Origin of the sequence: Streptomyces sp. 796.1, assembly GCF_047525675.1 — a bacterium.
GTDB lineage: Bacteria > Actinomycetota > Actinomycetes > Streptomycetales > Streptomycetaceae > Streptomyces.
Genome location: NZ_JBLIWA010000054.1, coordinates 37,351 through 54,394 on the forward strand (window position 1 = coordinate 37,351; position 17,044 = coordinate 54,394).

12 protein-coding genes are annotated in these 17,044 nt (G+C 74.1%); 4 read left to right on the top strand and 8 right to left on the bottom strand.

Annotated elements, in window-relative coordinates; translation table 11 throughout:
* A partial coding sequence (locus ACMA1D_RS28765) for a serine/threonine-protein kinase (RefSeq protein WP_414726927.1) occupies window positions 1-1,146 on the bottom strand: 1,146 nt, incomplete at its 3' end.
* A gap of 309 nt (window positions 1,147-1,455) precedes the next feature.
* Between ACMA1D_RS28765 and ACMA1D_RS28770 the strand changes: the two genes are divergently transcribed.
* Together ACMA1D_RS28770 and ACMA1D_RS28775 are read left to right on the top strand one after the other, a co-directional pair.
* Window positions 1,456-2,793, top strand: coding sequence for a PspC domain-containing protein (locus tag ACMA1D_RS28770; RefSeq protein ID WP_414726912.1), 1,338 nt, complete (start codon window positions 1,456-1,458; stop codon window positions 2,791-2,793).
* On the top strand, window positions 2,790-3,203 hold the full coding sequence (locus tag ACMA1D_RS28775; protein ID WP_414726913.1) for a hypothetical protein: 414 nt from the start codon (window positions 2,790-2,792) through the stop codon (window positions 3,201-3,203). Before ACMA1D_RS28770 ends, ACMA1D_RS28775 begins: the two co-directional genes overlap by 4 nt.
* 145 nt (window positions 3,204-3,348) lie before the next feature.
* On the opposite strand, the gene ACMA1D_RS28780 is transcribed toward ACMA1D_RS28775, so the two are convergent.
* The 4 genes from ACMA1D_RS28780 to guaA all read right to left on the bottom strand — a co-directional run bounded on the left by ACMA1D_RS28780 (window position 3,349) and on the right by guaA (window position 8,337).
* Window positions 3,349-3,912 (bottom strand): DoxX family protein, encoded by a 564-nt coding sequence (locus tag ACMA1D_RS28780; protein ID WP_414726914.1) that lies wholly within the window; start codon window positions 3,910-3,912, stop codon window positions 3,349-3,351.
* A gap of 199 nt (window positions 3,913-4,111) precedes the next feature.
* The gene (locus ACMA1D_RS28785; protein ID WP_414726915.1) at window positions 4,112-5,617 is read right to left on the bottom strand and encodes an AAA family ATPase; all 1,506 of its coding nucleotides are present in this window, start codon (window positions 5,615-5,617) and stop codon (window positions 4,112-4,114) included.
* Window positions 5,618-5,928: 311 nt separating this feature from the next.
* Complete coding sequence (locus ACMA1D_RS28790) at window positions 5,929-6,510, bottom strand: MarR family winged helix-turn-helix transcriptional regulator (protein ID WP_414726916.1); 582 nt, start codon at window positions 6,508-6,510, stop codon at window positions 5,929-5,931.
* A 228-nt stretch (window positions 6,511-6,738) separates the two neighbouring features.
* A complete protein-coding gene (gene guaA / locus ACMA1D_RS28795) occupies window positions 6,739-8,337 on the bottom strand; it encodes a glutamine-hydrolyzing GMP synthase (RefSeq protein WP_414726917.1) in 1,599 nt (532 codons plus the stop codon).
* A gap of 250 nt (window positions 8,338-8,587) precedes the next feature.
* Between guaA and ACMA1D_RS28800 the strand changes: the two genes are divergently transcribed.
* Window positions 8,588-8,995, top strand: coding sequence for a chorismate mutase (locus ACMA1D_RS28800; RefSeq protein WP_414726918.1), 408 nt, complete (start codon window positions 8,588-8,590; stop codon window positions 8,993-8,995).
* A gap of 1,113 nt (window positions 8,996-10,108) precedes the next feature.
* On the top strand, window positions 10,109-11,215 hold the full coding sequence (locus ACMA1D_RS28805; protein WP_414726919.1) for an LAETG motif-containing sortase-dependent surface protein: 1,107 nt from the start codon (window positions 10,109-10,111) through the stop codon (window positions 11,213-11,215).
* A gap of 165 nt (window positions 11,216-11,380) precedes the next feature.
* Here ACMA1D_RS28805 and ACMA1D_RS28810 read toward each other — a convergent pair whose 3' ends face one another.
* The 3 genes from ACMA1D_RS28810 to ACMA1D_RS28820 all read right to left on the bottom strand — a co-directional run.
* A complete protein-coding gene (locus tag ACMA1D_RS28810; RefSeq protein ID WP_414726920.1) occupies window positions 11,381-13,300 on the bottom strand; it encodes a GMC oxidoreductase in 1,920 nt (639 codons plus the stop codon).
* A 55-nt stretch (window positions 13,301-13,355) separates the two neighbouring features.
* Complete coding sequence (locus tag ACMA1D_RS28815) at window positions 13,356-14,993, bottom strand: succinic semialdehyde dehydrogenase (RefSeq protein WP_414726921.1); 1,638 nt, start codon at window positions 14,991-14,993, stop codon at window positions 13,356-13,358.
* A 438-nt stretch (window positions 14,994-15,431) separates the two neighbouring features.
* Window positions 15,432-17,044, bottom strand: a 1,613-nt coding sequence (locus tag ACMA1D_RS28820; protein ID WP_414726922.1) for a serine/threonine-protein kinase, incomplete at its 5' end; no start/stop codon positions are given.

A 17,044-nucleotide genomic window follows, 5' to 3' on the forward strand; every position in this document is an offset into this window, starting at 1 on the left:
GGCCGGGCCACCGCTCGCGCCCGCTGCGGGAGCGCCCGGCGCGGAACGGGTCGATCCGGACGGCTTCGGGTCCGCCTCCGGGTCCGCCTCCGGCGTGCCGGTGCGCGCCGTGGGTCCCGCGATGGCCAGCGGCGTCGTGTCGGCGGTGCGCCGGCCCGTCTTGTCGCGCAGCAGCGAGGGCCGCATCAGCTCCGTCTCGGCCTCGGCCGCCGCGGCCCGCAGCGTCCACTCCACCGTCTCGGCCGACGGGCGCGCCTCCGGGTCCTTGTCGAGCAGCGCCTCCACCAGCGGGGCGAGCACGCCCGCGTGGCGCAGCGGCGGCAGGTCGTCGACGGCGATCGCGTACGCCGTCTCGAAGGCCGTGTCCTTGCGGAACGGGGGCCGCCCCTCCAGTGCCTGGAAGAGCGTGGCGCCCAGCGCCCACAGGTCGGACGCGGGGCCCGGCTTGCCGCCCTTGACCCGCTCGGGGGCCACGTAGTCGATGGAGCCGACGAGTTCGCCGGTCTTGGTCAGGGTCGAGGTCCCCGACGCCACGGCTATGCCGAAGTCGGTGAGCACCACCCGGCCGTCGCCCAGCGGGCCGCGGCGCCCGCCGCCGCCGGCCGCCCCGTCCTCATCGGCACGGCGGGACCAACTCGGCCGGCCGGCCTCGGCGGCGGCGTCCGCGAAGTGGCCCTGGCCGCTCTCGGGGTGGCCGCCGGTGCCCAGCAGCACGTTGCCCGGCTTCACGTCGCGGTGCAGTACGCCGGCGGCGTGCGCGGCGCGCAGCGCGGCGATCATGCCGCGGCCGATCCGGGCGGCCTCGTCGACCTCGATCCGACCCTTGCGCTTGACGACGTCGGCGAGGGTGGTGGACGGCACGTACTCCATCACGATGCACGGCACGCCGCGGTCGTCGACCACGTCGTGCACCACGACCACGTTGGGGTGGGCGATCCGGGCGGCGCTGCGGGCCTCGCGCCGGGTGCGCTCGTACAGCGTCGCCAACTCGTCGTCCGCCAGGTGCGGGGAGATGTGCAACTGCTTGATGGCGACCTGACGACCGAGCAGTTCGTCAGCGGCTCTCCACACGGTGCCCATGCCGCCGCGGCCGATCCGCTCCGCCAGCCGATACCGCTTGGCGACCAGCCGCCCCTCGTCCGACACCGCACACCCCTCTGCTTCCCCCGGCACCGTTCGAACCGCCACGATAGCCGCCCGTCTGCCATCTTCCCTCGTTGCGGCGCCGGTGGAGCCCCCGCGTACGGCGCCCCATGCACTCCGTGGCCCGTCCGAAACATGCCGTATCGGGCACCCGGGTCCGGCTCCCCCGCCGATCGACGGGGAACCGGCGGGGCCACGGCCGGCGGCACGCGGCGACCCCGGGCGGTTTCGGGGACGGATGCGGCCGATCTCAGGGAACGGCCAGGGTCGGGGCGGCTGCCATCTCGGGGACGGGGTTGACACCATGGGCGCATGACCGACGCACCCACCGTCGAGGACGGCGCCCCGGCGGCGCCCGGCGGCGCCCCACCCACCGAGCCGGGCCCCGAGCGCGCGCCGCTGCGCCGCAGCCGCGAGCACAAGGTGATCTCCGGGGTGTGCGGCGGGCTCGGCCGGTACTGCGACCTGGACCCGGTCATCTTCCGGGTGGTGCTCGCCGTGCTCGGCGTCGCGGGCGGCCTCGGCCTGGTGACGTACGGCTTCGCGTGGCTGCTCATCCCGTTCTACGGCGAGGAGGACAACGAGGGGCGGCGGCTGCTCTCCGGCCGGGTGGAGGGCTCGGCGCTGACGGCGGTGCTGGTCGCGCTCGTGGGCTGCGGCCTCTTCCTCTCGATGATCAACAACGGCAGCGTGCTGTCGTTCGCGATGATGCTGTCGCTGGCCGCGGTGGGCGCCGCGTACTGGTCGCGGCACCGGCGCCACGTGGAGAGCGACGGCGCAGTCGACCCGGCGACCGCGCAGGCGGTCGCCGACGCCCCGCCCGAGACGCAGGCGCCGCCCGCCCCCGGCACGCCCTCCTGGTGGCGCGACCCGATCATCAAGGACGGCACGACGGGCCACACCGGCGCCACCCGCCCGGTCGCCGAGACCGGCTACCTGTGGGGCCCCGACGACACCCCGTACGCGCCGCGCACGGGCTCCTCCACCAGCGCTGCGCCGGCCCCGCGCGGCGGGTCGATCGCCGGCCGGACGTTCCTGCTGGCCCTGTGCGCGGCGGCGGCCGGCACCGGCGGCACCTGGTCGAACCAGCCGCTCGGCACCAGCCTGGAGGTCGGCCTCGCGTGCGCGCTCGCGGTGCTGGGCCTCGGCCTCGCGCTCAGCAGCAGGTACGGGCGCACCGGCGCCGGCACCATCGTCTCCGTCGTCGTCACGGCCGCGCTGCTGGCGGGCGCGGCCACGCTGCCCAAGTCGGTGAAGGCCGAGTGGCGGCAGCAGACCTGGCGGCCCACCAGCGCGGCCGAGCTGCACGACGCGTACGAACTGGGCACCGGGCACGCCCAGATCGACCTGTCCGGGCTGCGCCCCGGCCGGGACCGCGCGCTCGCCACGCACGCGTCGGTGGGCGCGGGCCGGCTGAAGGTGACGGTGCCGCGCGACGTGACGCTGCGGCTCTCGATCAAGGTGGGCCTCGGCGACATCCAACTGCCCGGCGAACCGGAGGACGACGTGGACGTGGCGCCCAGCCGCTCGCGCGAGCTGACCATCCACCCGCAGGCGGGCGGCGAGCTGCTGCCGGCGGCCAAGATCCGCGGCACGCTCGTACTCGATCTCGACGTCGGCGTGGGACAGGTGGCGGTGGTGCAGCGGTGAAGGGGCACACCTTCGAACCCGGCCGGCTGATCGCCGGCGCCACGGCCGTCGCGGTGGCCGTCGGGTACGGCCTGGACGCGGCCGGCACCTGGGACCCGCACCCGCTCGTGCTGCTGCCCGCACTGCTGGCCGGTCTGGTCCTGGCGGCGCTGGTCACCGCGCTGACCCACGCGGCACGCCGCAACCGCCGCCGCGCCCACCAGAGCGACCAGCCGGCCCCGCCGCCGCTCGGTGACCTCCCCATGGCCAGCCTCCGCGAGGGCCACGAGGCGCTGCGCGCGACCCGCGAGCACCGCCAGGAGGCCCCGGGCCGCGGCAGGGGCGCAGCCCCGGGCACCGGTGGCGGCAAAACCCCCGGCGGGGACGGCAGCGGCGACGGCGTACGCCCGACGGGTCGCCCGGGCCCGTAACACCCGCGTCATCGCTGGTACGAGCCCTGCTGGGGGCCGTACGGGGCCCGGTGGGCCCGTGGGGAGCCCGCGCGGCTGCGGGACGCCCAGAACGGCCGTGACGCCCTCCGCCCGTCCCCGCCCGCAACCGATCCGCGGCCCCGCCTCAGCGGAAGACGCGCCCCCGCCGGCGTCGGCGCCGGAAGACGCGGAAGCGGCCGGCGGTGACGGCGTCGAAGGAGAGGTACGGGGCACCGGCCAGCAGCAGGGGCAGCCAGGCCATCAGGTAGGCGAGGTCGTTGCCGTAGTAGTACGGCTCGGTCGACCAGCTCACGGTCAGCCACAGGCTCAGCGAGATCAGCGCCCCGCCGAGGGCCGCGACCCGGGCGAACACCCCGAGCAGCGTGCCCAGGCCGACCGCGAGCTCCCCGATGGCGATGGCGTAGCCGAAGCCGGTGGGCGCCTTCAGGGCCAGGTCGACCAGGCCGGGAACGGCGGCCGACGGGCGCGCGGAGCGCATCGTGTCGCCGATCGAACCCGGCCCGCTGTCCGACAGGAAGGCCGCGTCGGTGAGCTTGTCCAGGCCGGCGTAGACGAACGTCACGCCCAGGAAGACGCGCAGCGGCACCAGCGCGTACGGCGCCACCGCCGCGCGCCACCCCCGCCCCACCGCCCCCGAGCCGGCCCCACCGCCGACCCGCCCACTCGGCCGCCACTGCCGCTCTGTCATGACCCTCGCCTCCCGGTCCCTGCGCCCCAGTCTCCCCGCGCCACGGGCTACGCGCCTGCGCGGGCGCGCGGGGCGCCGATCAGTCGGAGACCGCCGGCCGGGTCTCCGCAACGGCCGCCACGCGCGCGTACGCGCGTGCGCGAAGAGCCACGGCCCGTACGCGGAAACGAAGCCCGCGCCCGGACCGCCGCTGTGGGCATCAGTCGCCGTACAGGGTGGGCAGGTCGACCAGGAGCAGGTCGTCCCGGCGGCTGGCCAGGTCGATCAGGTCGGGGTAGAAGCCGTGCAGCGAGTACAGCGCCAGGGTGGTGGCCGAGGTGTCGTGGCCCTGGTCCGCGAGCAGGGTCCGGATGCGTTCCAGGCGCTCCAGGTCTCCGGTCCCACGGCGGGCGACGGTCGCCTTGGCCTCGCCCAGCAGCGCGATCTTCGCGCGCGGGGACTGGGGGCGCTCGCCGGCAGCCAGGGCGATGACGTCGACCTCGTGTTTGGTCCTGGCCGTCCGGTCGGCGACCTCGGTGGTGCCGACCGGGCCGGGCAGCCCGCCGGGCAGCAGGGCGTGGGCGTAGCGGCGGGTGAAGTCGCGGGCCAGGTCCTCGAAGTGTGGTCCGAGGATCTTGGAGTTGAAGGTCGGGGTGGCCTGCTGCCACACCTGTTCGGCGAAGCCCTGGTCCACCGCGGCGGCCTGCGGGAGGGTGATGAGCTGGTTGAACCGGATGATGGGGTCGGCGAGGGTGATGACGGGGTGCCTGGAGCGCAGGACGTCCTGTTCTCGCCGGATGTAGCCGGTGGATTCGAGCACGTCGATGGGGTGCTCGACGGCGTTGCGCGGGCGTTCCAGGGCGGCACCGATCTTGCTGGGCGTGGTGGCTCCGTCCGCGATCGCGGTGAGGATGTCGTAGTAGAGCGTGTGCCGGGTGATCCGCGGGTCCTCGCGCAGCAGGTACTCGGTCTCGGTGCGGGTGTAGACCGCCCGTCCCGGGTCGAGCAGCGTCCGGGTGAGCCAGGTGTCGAAGCCGTCGTCCGGGTGCGGTCTGGCGGCCACCGGCCGGTAGCCGGGGGCGCCGCCCAGGACGGCGTGCACCTTCAGCGCGGTCAGCGGGTCGGTGACCTGCCAGAAGGCCCGACTGCCGCGGTAGTCGAAGGGCCCCAGCCGCAGATCGACCACGGCCCGGCCGCGCAGCGGCTTGGTGCCCGAGAGCAACTCGTGCATGACGCTCATCGCGGAGCCGCAGAGGATCAGCCGCGGCCCCGGCCCGGCGCCGGGCCGGGCGCCCCGCTGGCGCTCGTCGTACAGGTGCTGGAGCAGCCCCGGGATCTCCGGCGAGTGCTGGAGCAGGTACGGCAGCTCGTCGATCACCAGCAGCGGGTGCGGTGAGCGGGTGCTCACGTCAAGGGCGTTGGAGAGGACCTCACGCCAGTCGGTCAGGCGCAGGCTGCCCGGCCGCAGGCCGGCATGGGCGGCGATGGCCTCGCTGAACCGCTGCATCGCTGGCAGCCGCCCCTCCTCCCGGACCGCCGTCACGTACAAGCCGCCGACCTGCTCGGACAGTGCCTGAAGGAGATACGACTTCCCGTGCCGCCGACGCCCGGAGACGATGCCGAGCCGCATCGCCGGGTCCGGGTCCGCGAGGAAGTCCCCCAGTAGGGCCCACTCCCGGTCCCGGTCGACCACGTCGGAGGGCTTGGCCAAAAGGCTCTTCTCCACGTACCACTCCTCACCCCTGGACAGACCATCTCGGCCTCAACGGAAGTTATACAACTCCACTACGACACAATCCGTCGAAGTGGAGTTCGACACCCGTCGCCCGCTCCCACCAACCACGCCAAAGCATCTGTTCAGAGCCCTAAGCGAGGCCGCCCCGCCAGGCAGTGCCGATCAGTGCGGCGGGGCTGGGGGCGCAGCGGGTGCCGTCGCCCCCAGCCGGCGCCTTCGGCCGTCCGCCACGCCCACCGTCCTCGGCCCCAGCCGCTGCCGCCAAGGTCCCGCTCCCTCCGGGCGCTTGCGCCCGACCCGCTTCAGTCCAGGTCGCTCCGTCCGCCGAGGTTGTCCACGACGCGGCGCAGCAAGTTGATCAACTGGATGAATTCGGCGTCCGTGAAACCGGCCCTGACCTGCGAAAGCGTCACCGGCACCAGTTCCCACAGACGGGCCAGGGTGGCCGTGCCTTCGGGGGTCAGGTGGAGTCGCTGGGACTCGTCCACATGGACCCACCCGCGTTGCAGGAGGTCGTCGGCGACGGTGGCGATGGCCTCGGCCGACACGTAGTGGCGCAGCCCGGCGGGGAGTTCCTCGCGGGTCAGGCCGTCGGCCGACCGGTTGATCAGGTTCAGCACCCACCAGTGCGGCTGCCGGATGCCCAGCGTGCCCAGCGTCTCGTTGATGGCGTCGACCACCAGTCGCTGGGCCACCCCGGTCCAGTAGCCCACCGGCTGCTTCAACAACTCTTCGTCCGTGTACTCCTTGGGCACGGTCCACTCCCCCACTCGATGGCGTTCGGTTGCTTCGTACTGCATCGGGAACGCGCTGACCTGCGGCGATGGAAGCGCCGCCCGGTCGCTGCCGCGTCCCGACAGCACCGAACGTAGGAGTTGAACCAATCTTCAAGTCAAGGCCGGCCCGGCCGCCCGGCGGCTGGCCGCCGCGCACCCGCGGAGAACCACGGCCCGTACGCGCACCCGAAGCCCGTACGCGGGCAACCACGGCCGATGCGAGCCGCAGCCCGTACGCGAAGCCGCAGCCCCCACGCGAACGGCCGCGCCGCCCCCGGAAGGTCGGGGACGGCGCGGCCGTGCGTCAGGCGCGGGCGGTGGGGTGGACCCGTGGGGTCACTCCCACTCGATGGTGCCCGGGGGCTTGCTTGTGATGTCCAGGACGACGCGGTTGACGTCGTCGACCTCGTTGGTGATGCGGGTGGAGATGCGCGCCAGCACGTCGTACGGCAGGCGCGACCAGTCCGCCGTCATGGCGTCCTCGGAGGAGACCGGGCGCAGCACGATCGGGTGGCCGTAGGTGCGGCCGTCGCCCTGCACGCCGACCGAGCGGACGTCGGCCAGCAGCACCACCGGGCACTGCCAGATGTCCCGGTCGAGCCCGGCCGCGGTCAGCTCCTCGCGCGCGATGGCGTCGGCGTCGCGCAGCAGGTCGAGGCGGTCCTTGGTGACCTCGCCGACGATCCGGATGCCGAGGCCGGGGCCGGGGAACGGCTGCCGCTGGACGATCTCCTCGGGCAGGCCGAGTTCCTGGCCGACCATCCGGACCTCGTCCTTGAACAGCCGGCGCAGCGGCTCGACGAGCTCGAACTCCAGGTCGTCGGGGAGGCCGCCGACGTTGTGGTGGGACTTGATGTTGGCGGTGCCGGTGCCGCCGCCGGACTCGACCACGTCCGGGTAGAGCGTGCCCTGCACCAGGAAGGCGACGTCCTCGCCGGCCTCGCCCGCCTCGGCGACCAGCTCGGCCTGCGCCTGCTCGAAGACCCGGATGAACTCCCGGCCGATGATCTTGCGCTTCTGCTCCGGGTCGGACACGCCGGCCAGCGCGGTCAGGAACCGCTCCTCGGCGTCGACCACCTTGAGCTGCACGCCGGTGGCGGCCACGAAGTCCTTCTCGACCTGCTCGGACTCGCCCTTGCGCATCAGGCCGTGGTCCACGTACACGCAGGTGAGCTGGGCGCCGATGGCCCGCTGGACGAGCGCTGCGGCGACCGCGGAGTCCACGCCGCCGGAGAGCCCGCAGATGGCGCGCTTGCTGCCGACCTGCTCCCGGATGGCCGCCACCGACTCCTCGACCACGTTGCTGGTGGTCCAGGTCGGCTCGATGCCCGCGCCGCGGTACAGGAAGTGTTCGAGCACCTGCTGGCCGTGCGTGGAGTGCATCACCTCGGGGTGGTACTGCACGCCGTACAGCTTCTGCTCGTCGTTCTCGAAGGCGGCGACCGGTACGACGTCGGTGGAGGCCGTCACCGTGAAGCCGGCGGGCGCGGCCGAGCAGGCGTCGCCGTGCGACATCCACACCGACTGCTGCTCCGGGGTGCCCTCGAAGAGCGTGGAGCCGGCCTTGCTGACCGACAGCGCGGTCCGCCCGTACTCCCTGGCCCCGTTGTCGTCGACGGTGCCGCCCAGGAGCTGCGCCATGAGCTGGAAGCCGTAGCACATGCCGAAGATCGGCACGCCCGCCTCGAACAGCGCCCGGTCCACCCGCGGCGCCCCCTCCTCGTACACCGACGAGGGACCGCCGGAGAGGATGATGGCCCGCGGGTTCTTGGCGAGCATCTCGGCCACCGGCATGGTGGACGGGACGATCTCGCTGTACACCCGCGCCTCGCGCACGCGACGGGCGATGAGCTGTGCGTACTGCGCGCCGAAGTCCACGACGAGGACGGGGTCAGGCGCGTGGGCCTCGGTGGCAGATGGGGTCGCTGATGGCACTGGGGCGGCCTTCCGGCGGTGGTACGGGGGGTTGGACTTTCCATCCTAACGGGCCCATACTCTGACCCATGTCCACGCACATGACCTTTGTCTTTACCTATGGCACCGGCTCGTCCGGCTGCCATGGTCGTGTTGCTTGAACCACTGAGCGACTTCCCAGGCGCCCCGGGCCAGCCAAGGCCCGGGGCGTTCTGCGTGGTGCCGGGTCCGTGGTGCAGCCCCGGGGTTCCGTCACCCGAGGAGACCCATCGTGAACACCCGTAACACCGCGTCGCCCACCGCCGTCCAGGCCGAGCCGCAGGGCCAGCCCCACGCCCAGCGCCAGACCGAGCCCCAGGCGCGGGTCAGGACCCCGGCGCAGCGGCCGGCCGCCGCCGCGACGGACGCCGAGGCGACCGGGGCCCGTACCGGCGCCGCGGCGGACGCCATCCGCGGCGCCCGGCAGCGGATCGACGACCTCGACGGCCGGATCATCGGCCTGGTCCAGGAGCGCGCCGCCGTCTCGGCCGCCATCCAGCACGAGCGCATCACCTCCGGCGGGCGCCGGGTCAACCTCGCGCGCGAACTCGAAGTGCTCAACCACTACCGCGACCAGCTCGGCAAGCCCGGCACCGCGCTGGCGATGACCCTGCTGGAGATGTGCCGGGGCCGCATCTGAGCCCCGGCCGGGCCCCGGCACCGCACCCCGCCTGCTCCCCGCCGTGGGGCCGCCCCCTCCTTCGGGGCCCGGCCCCACGGCCACCGGGCCGGGGCGCGCCGGAGCTCAGGCCCGCCCCGCCGCCGGCTCCCCCCTCCCGTACGCCCGACCGTCCCGGGGCCGTCCGCCATGGGTCGTACGCCGGAGTGCGCCGGGTGTCGGAACGTGCGTCCGGTGGGTGGTTCTCGCGCGTGTGCGGAACCGTTTCATCGCCCACCGTGGCGAGCCGTCACCCGTACGGCGCGTGACCGGCGCGCGCGGCCTGTCGTTGGGCCACGTGTCCGCGCCAGCCAGGAGCGGCCCCATTCCACGCGTGGCCTTCCGTACCTGTTCACCGGGCGCCCGACAGCGGCAGGACGGAGACACCGGAGCGAGAGATGTGTTCCCCGTGGTGACGCACGGGGATCATGCCGTGGGACCTCGCCCCGGCTCGGCGACCGGTCAGCAGGGGACAGCCGCCCGGTCGCCACACTCCACCGGTCGGTTCCGGGGACGCCCGGAGCCGACCGCATCCGGTCGAAACGGTTGCGCCGGATGTGGCATATCCACCACGATGCAAAGCGAGACCCCCCGCAGCGCACCGCCATTCGACCGGGCCGTACGTCCGCGTCGACGGCCCTGTCCAGCCGTGCCGGCCGAGCCGGCGCCGGTGCCAGCGGACCGCACCACCACGTGACTCTCCGGACCAGCGGCGCAACCCCCCGGCGCCGCCCCTCAGCACCGGCGCTGCCCTGACGCCGATGCTGACCGCCGAGGGCCCCGTGGACGCCATCCCCCCGCGGCGTCCGCGGGGCCCTCGCTCTTTTCCCCCTTCTCGCACCGCACCCACGGCACGCCCGTAGGCGTTCGCGGCGCCCACGCCCCGCACCGCCCGGCGCTCCTCGATCGCCTTGCGGAGCAAGTGAGCCAGATCACCGCCAAATGTGATCGTTTTGTGTGCAACCTTTTTCAGGTTCCGGCGGTCATGTACGTGCAAACGCACGGCCATGACGCGCTCCGCGCGACGGCCTGCCTCCGCTCTCCGTGGAGCCGCTGCCTCCCGCAGTGGCTCCACAGGCCCCAGATAGAGGTCTTATGAAGCTTCGCCGCGCCCTTGCGGCTGCCGCGGCCACGGCGGCCATCCTGCCCGCGACGCTGGTCGCCGCGCCCGGCGCGTACGCCAGCGATGAGACGCAGTCGCCCACTCCGACCAGCGAGCCGAGCGAGACGCAGTCGGCCACGCCGACGGACTCGCCGACGCCGAGCGAGACCCCGAGCTCGCCCGCGCCGACGGAGACCGAGACCGAGACCCCGAGCGCGACGCCGACGACCAACCAGCCGACCGCGACGGACGAGCCGAGTTCGCCGGCGCCGACCGACTCGCAGTCCCCGAGCGCGACGCCGACGGCCACCGGCAAGCCCACCGACGGGCCGTCCGCCAGCCCGAGCGCCACCGCGACCGCGACCGGCTCGCCCACCCCGGCGCCGTGCGAGGACAGCGACGACTACGCCGAGGACCCCGACCTCAGCACCACGCTGGCCGGCCTGCCGACCAAGGTCGTGGCGGGCAGCGGCTTCCACCACCTGACCTTCCGCGTGGAGAACACCTCCAAGCGCACCTTCCACCGCGTCGACCTGGGCGTCATGGCGGGCACCGTGCACGAGGAGTACATCGACGGCACCGGCAAGTTCCTCACCCTCCAGTACAAGGACCCGGAGTCCGGTGCGTGGGAGAGCATCTCCACCGACCCGGACGACGACGCGCACGGCTACATCGGCTACACCTCCGTACGGCCGCACGAGACGCTCAACCTGGAGCTGCGGCTGAACGTCGCCAAGGGCGCTCCGGAGGGCTTCGGCTACGCGCTGTCCGTCGGTGCGTTCGCCGACGAGGAGGGCAACTGCGTCTACTCCACCGGTGACTACTACGAGTTCGACGTGGTGAAGACCACGGCCGAGCTGCCCGGCGGCGGCGAGGCCGAGGTGCCCGACGCCAAGCCGCAGGGCAACAAGGGCAAGAAGCCGCTGCCGCTGCCCAAGCGGCCCGCCGTCGGCAAGGAGATCCACCCCGAGGGCGAGCTCGCGGCCACCGGTTCCGACTCCAACCTGCCGACCATCGCGATGATCGGCGGCGTGGCGATGGTCGCCGGCGCCGGCGCCATCTACGTCGTGCGGCGCCGCAAGGCCGGCGCACCCGCGTAACGCACGTCCGCGCAACGCACGACCGCGTAACCCCGTGTCCGGCGCCCCGCCGGCCCCCGCCCGCCAGCAGGCGCGGCGCGGGGCCCGCGGGTTCGCCCGGCCGGCAGCGGCTCCGGGGCCGTCCAGGTCCGCCCGCGCAGTCCGTACGGAACCCTCCGTGCGGTCCTACGGGGCGGTCGGGGCGGCCCCGTGCGCGTCCCTGGGCCCGCCCGGCTTCGGCGGCACCGCGGGGACCGGCAGGAACGGCAGGTCCAGCGCGCCGAAGGCGTCCGCGGGGACGGCCGGGTGGTGCGGGGCGATGGGGGCAAGCTGCCGGTAGGGCTGGTCCTGGGCCGGGCGCGGGTCGGTCTCGCCCTTGTTGGGCCACAGCGCCATGGCCCGTTCGGCCTGTGCGGTGATGGTCAGCGAGGGGTTGACGCCCAGGTTGGCGGTGATCGCCGAGCCGTCGACGACGTGGATGCCCGGGTGACCGAAGAGCCGGTGGTACGGGTCGATGACGCCGTGCTCGGCGCTGGTGCCGATCGGGCAGCCGCCGAGGAAGTGCGCGGTGAGCGGGGTGCCCATCAGTTCGCCGACGTTGGTGCCGGTGAAGCCGTTGATCGACTCGGCCACCAGGCGGGCCGCCTCCTCGCCCTCCGGGATGCGGTCCGGATTGGGCGCGCCGTGCCCCTGCCGCGCGGTCAGCAGGCCCTTGCCGAGCCCCTTGGCCTTGCGGTAGGTGGTCAGCGAGTTGTCGTGGGTCTGCATCACCAGGCTGATGATGGTCTTCTCGGACCAGCGGTGGTTGGACAGGGCGCGGGCCGCGTGCACCGGGTGCCGGAGGTTGGCGGCCAGGTAGCTGATCCAGTTGGGCACCCGCTCGCGGTGGGTGAACTGGAGGATGGACAGCGAGCCCATGCCGTTGGAGCCCTTGCCGTAGCGCACCGGTTCGATGTGGGTGGTGGCGTTGGGGTGGATGGACGAGGTGATGGCCACGCCCTTGGTGAAGTCCGCGCGCCGCTCGCCGCTGATCTTCCGGTAGCGCCGGTCGGTGGTCTGCGAGCCGAGGATGGCCTCGGAGTTGGTGCGGGTCAGCGTGCCCAACTTGGGCGAGATGCGCGGCAGTTCACCCCGGTCGCGCATGGCGTGCAGCAGCGTCTGGGTGCCGTACGTGCCGGCGGCGACCACCACCTGGCGGGCGCGCAGCGTGCGGGGGCGGGTGCCGCGGCGGCGGTCGGTGGGCACGGTCGCGACCCGGTAGCCGCCGGCGGGGTGTTCGCCGAGGCCGACGACGGTGGTCATCGGGTGCACGGCGGCGCCGGCCCGCTCGGCGAGGTGGAGGTAGTTCTCGTTGAGGGTGTTCTTGGCGCCGTGCCGGCAGCCGGTCATGCACTCGCCGCACTCGGTGCAGGCCCGCCGCTCGGGGCCGGCGCCGCCGAAGTACGGGTCGGGCACCGACTGTCCTGGCGCGGCCCGCACCCCCGTGCCGGTGTCCGGTGCGGTGGCGTCGTCGCCGTCGCCGAAGAACACCCCGACCGGGGCCATGTGGAACGTTTCGCCCACGCCCATCTTCTCGGCCGCGTCCCTCAGGTGCACGTCGGAGGGGGTCAGCGTCTTGTTGAGGCGGGCGCCGAGCATCCGCTGCGCCTGGTCGTAGTAGGGGCGCAACTCCTCCTGCCAGTCGGTGATGTGGCCCCACTGCACGTCCTGGAAGAAGGCCGGCGGCGGCACGTACAGCGTGTTGGCGTAGTTGAGCGAGCCGCCGCCCACGCCGGCGCCGGCCAGCACCATCACCTTGCCGAGGACGTGGATGCGCTGGATGCCGTAGAGGCCGAGCGCCGGCGCCCACAGGTAGTTGCGCAGGTCCCAGGAGTTCTTCGGCAGCGCCTCGCGGGCGAACCTGCGGCCCGCTTCGATGACGCCGACCCGGTAGCCCTTCTCGCTCAGCCGCAGCGCGCTGACCGCCCCGCCGAAGCCGGAGCCGATGACGAGGACGTCGTAGTCGTACGCGGTGTCGTCACCGGCGCCGGCGCCGGCGGCGGGTGCGGCGGCGACGGCCGGGGGGCCGCTCGCGGAGTCGGGGCGGGCGCGGTCGTCCTGGGGCACGGGGCACCTCCGTAGGGGCGGGCGGGGTTCAGCGGGCTCCGCTGGGCCTTGGCCTTCAGCGCAGGCCGACGGCCTTCATCAGGCGCAGGCCCCGGGTCATGAGCTGGGCGTACTGCTCGTGCGAGAGGCCGAGGGAGGGGGCGAGGGGCAGCAGCCGCTGCTGGGCGACGGTCTGCGCCTCGGTGTACTTCAGGACGCCCTCGCTGCCGTGCCGGCGGCCGAGCCCCGAGTCGCCCATGCCGCCCATCGGCGCCTGCGCGCTGCCGTACGCGGCGGCGTAGCTCTCGTTGACGTTGACGGTGCCGGCGCGCAGCTTGGCGGCGACGGCCCGGCCGCGGGCCCCGTTGCGCGTCCAGACGCTGGCGTTGAGGCCGTACGGGGTGGCGTTGGCCCGCTCGACGGCCTCGTCCTCGTCGGTGAAGCGGTAGATCGAGACGACCGGCCCGAAGGTCTCCTCGGCGCAGACGGCCATCTCGGGCGTGACGCCGTCCAGGATGGTCGGCTCGTAGAAGTACGGGCCGATGTCGGGGCGGGCGCGTCCGCCGGCGACGAGGGTGGCGCCGGCGGCCACCGCCTCGTCCACGTGCCGCACCACGGTCTCCAGTTGGCGGCCGGAGACCAGCGAGCCCATGTCGGCGCCGTAGCCGAGGCCGGTGCCGAGGCGCATGGCGTGGGTGCGGGCCGCGAACCGCTCGACGAACGCGTCGGCCACCGACGCGTGCACGTACAGCCGCTCGATGGAGATGCAGAGTTGGCCGGCGGACGAGAACGCGCCGCGCACCGCGCCGGCCGCGGCCTTGTCCAGGTCGGCGTCGTGCAGCACCAACATGGCGTTCTTGCCGCCGAGTTCGAGCGAGCAGCCGACGAGGCGGTCGGCTGCGCCGCGGGCGACCTCGCGGCCGGTGCGGGTGGAGCCGGTGAAGGAGACGTAGTCGGCGTGGGCGACGACGGCGGGGCCGATCACCGGCCCGTCCCCGATCACCACCTGCCACAGCTCCGCCGGCAGCCCGGCCTCGACCAGCAGCTCACGGGCCCACAGCGCGGTCAGCGCGGTCTCCGTGTCCGGCTTCATCACCACGGCGTTGCCGGCGACGAAGGCGGGCAGGGCGTCGCCCGCCGAGAGTTCGAGCGGGTAGTTCCAGGGGGTGATCTGGCCGACGACGCCGCGCGGTTGGCGCAGTTCGGTGACCTTGGTGAGGGTGGGGATGACGCCGGTGTGGCCTTTGGGACCGAGGTAGCCGGGCGCCTTGCGGCCGTAGTGCCGGGCCGCGACGCTGACCGACTGCACCTCCTCGTGGGCGTGCAGCCGGGACTTGCCGGTCTCCAGTTGGATCAGGTCCAGCGCCTCGGCCTGCCGGCGCAGCAGCAGGTCGTGGAAGCGGAGCAGGACGGCGGCGCGCTCCCGGACCGGGGTGGCCGCCCACAGCCGCTGCGCGTGCCGGGCGCGCTCGAAGGCGGTGGCGACGTCGGCGGGCGTGGACTCGGGCAGCTCGGCGAGCTTCTCGCCGGTGAACGGCGTGTGGTTGCAGGTGCTGCCGGTGCCGACCACGGCCCGGGTGAGCCGGGCGACGAGCTCGGGGGTGACCACGTCGGCCGCGGTACGGCTGCCTTCGGGGGCGGTGAAGACCGGGTTCCGCGGGGTGGCGGGAGGGGTGCTGCCGGTGGCCTGAGCGGTGCCCTTCGAGTCCATCATGCGGGTGAGCGTATGCGGCCGGCGCCCGTTTGGGTACCCGACGGTAACCCGTTTTCACCGCACCGACACGACCCGTTCCACCGCGCCAGTGGTTGCTGGCGGCCTATGGGCTGGTCAGGGGTGTTGTACGGGTGGGTGGGGCGGTGGGGTGGCCGCGGCGGGCGGGGCGGCGCCGGGCCGGGTGGGCGCGGCGCGCGTGGAGTGGCGGAGGCGGGGCGGGTTGCGGCGGGCGCCGTGCGGCAAGCGGGGCGGGCCGACTGCGGCAGACGTGACGGGACAGGCCGGCGGGGCCCGTACCACCGCCGGCTACGGCTGGCCGCCCCGGACGACCGCCGGCCCCGCCACGGCGTCGACCTGCGGGCACCGCCGCCAGGACGTCGGCCACCCGGCCGCCCCGCACCACGCCGGCGCCGCCACGGCGTCGCCCGCCCCGCTCCGCTACCGGTCCTTGATGTCCAGGTGCGCGACCACGTCCTTGAAGAGCTTTTCGCCGTCCGTGCGCGGCTTGCCCTTGCTCGGCATCTCCACGACCAGTTGCCACTGCACCTTGGAGTCGTTCATGTAGTGCAGTTCGCGGCGGCGCAGGTCGACCGGGTTGGTCGAGTCGTTGGTGGTGTACGAGGCGGTCAGCTCGGCGGCGCGCAGGCCGTGGTACTTCGTCGCCCGCACCGAGCCGTCGACCGACTCCTTCGTCCAGCCGTACTGGTAGTAGTTCTCCCGGTAGTCGGTCAGGAAGGCGTTGGCCTCCTGGAGCGCGGTGGGCTTGTCCTTCTCGTCGGTGACCGGGTCGCGGCGCAGCGTGATGGTGAAGATCTTGCCGGGGTCGGTCAGCTTGATCTCGTCGTCGTTCTCACTGAGCTCGTAGTCGTCGGGGGCGGCGAGCGTGGCCCGTACCCGCTGTTCGACGTCGACCGTGCGCCAGCCATCCGGCGCGTCGTCCGACGCGCCGCCGCCGAACGGGTTCACCACCACCAGCACCAGCGCCACGGCCGCCGCCAACACGCCGCCGCCCAGGCCGAGTTGGGCCTTGCGGTTGCGGCGCAGCCAGGACGGCGTGCGCGCGGCGCCGGGGCCCGCGCCACCCGCCGCGGGGGTCGGCAGCACGGCGGTGGGCAGCGCAGGCGCCGGGCGGGCCACCGACTCCAGCGTCTGCCGGGCCTCGGCCGCGGTGGGCCGGGCCGCGGCCTCCTTGCGGAGCAACTGCATGATCAGCGCGCCGAGCGCGCCGGAGCCGCGGGCCGGCACCTGCGGTTCGGCGGAGAGCACGGCCTGGAGGGTGGCCGGGTGGTTGGAGCGGCGGAACGGCGACATGCCCTCCACCGCCGCGTACAGCACCACGCCGAGCGACCACAGGTCGGACTCGGGCCCCGGCCGCTGCCCGAGCACCCGCTCGGGGGCGATGAACTCGGGCGAGCCGACGAACGCGCCGGTCTCGGTGAGCCCCTGCTCGCCCTCCACCTGGGCGATGCCGAAGTCGGTGAGCACGACCCGCTCGTTGCGGCCGAGCAGCACGTTGTCGGGCTTGACGTCCCGGTGCAGGACGCCCGCCTCGTGCGCGGCGGCCAGCGCGCCGAGCACCTCGACGCCGACCCGGGCCGCCTCGCGCGGGTCGAGCGTGCCCTCGGCGAGCACGTCGCCGAGCGACCGGCCGCGCACCAGCTCCATGACGATCCACGGGCGGCCCTCCTCGACCACCACGTCGTGCACGGTGACCACCGCGGGGTGGTCGATCCGGGCCGCGGCCCGCGCCTCGCGCTGCATCCGCTGGTAGACGGTCTGCCGCTCGCGCTCGGGCAGGCTGTCGGGCACCCGCGGCTCCTTGACCGCCACCTCGCGGTCCACCACCTGGTCGTGCGCCTTCCACACGGTGCCCATGCCGCCGTGGCCGAGCCGGGCGACCAGCCGGTAGCGCCCACCGACCAGCCGGCCCGCGTCGGGGTCGGTCGCTGCGTCCCAGGCGGCGCCGGCACCGGAGCGGGCCGGGGCCGCGGTGGCGCCGGTGGCGCCGGTGGCGGGCGCGGCGGTGGTTGCGGCGCCGGTCGCGGCGGGGG

What these genes read in the sequence shown, in the direction of transcription:
- ACMA1D_RS28770 (WP_414726912.1), top strand. Translation starts at nt 1,456, where the DNA reads ATGACCGACGCACCCACCGTCGAGGACGGCGCCCCGGCGGCGCCCGGC.
- ACMA1D_RS28780 (WP_414726914.1), bottom strand. Translation starts at nt 3,912, where the DNA reads ATGACAGAGCGGCAGTGGCGGCCGAGTGGGCGGGTCGGCGGTGGGGCC.
- ACMA1D_RS28805 (WP_414726919.1), top strand. Translation starts at nt 10,109, where the DNA reads ATGAAGCTTCGCCGCGCCCTTGCGGCTGCCGCGGCCACGGCGGCCATC.
- ACMA1D_RS28815 (WP_414726921.1), bottom strand. Translation starts at nt 14,993, where the DNA reads ATGATGGACTCGAAGGGCACCGCTCAGGCCACCGGCAGCACCCCTCCC.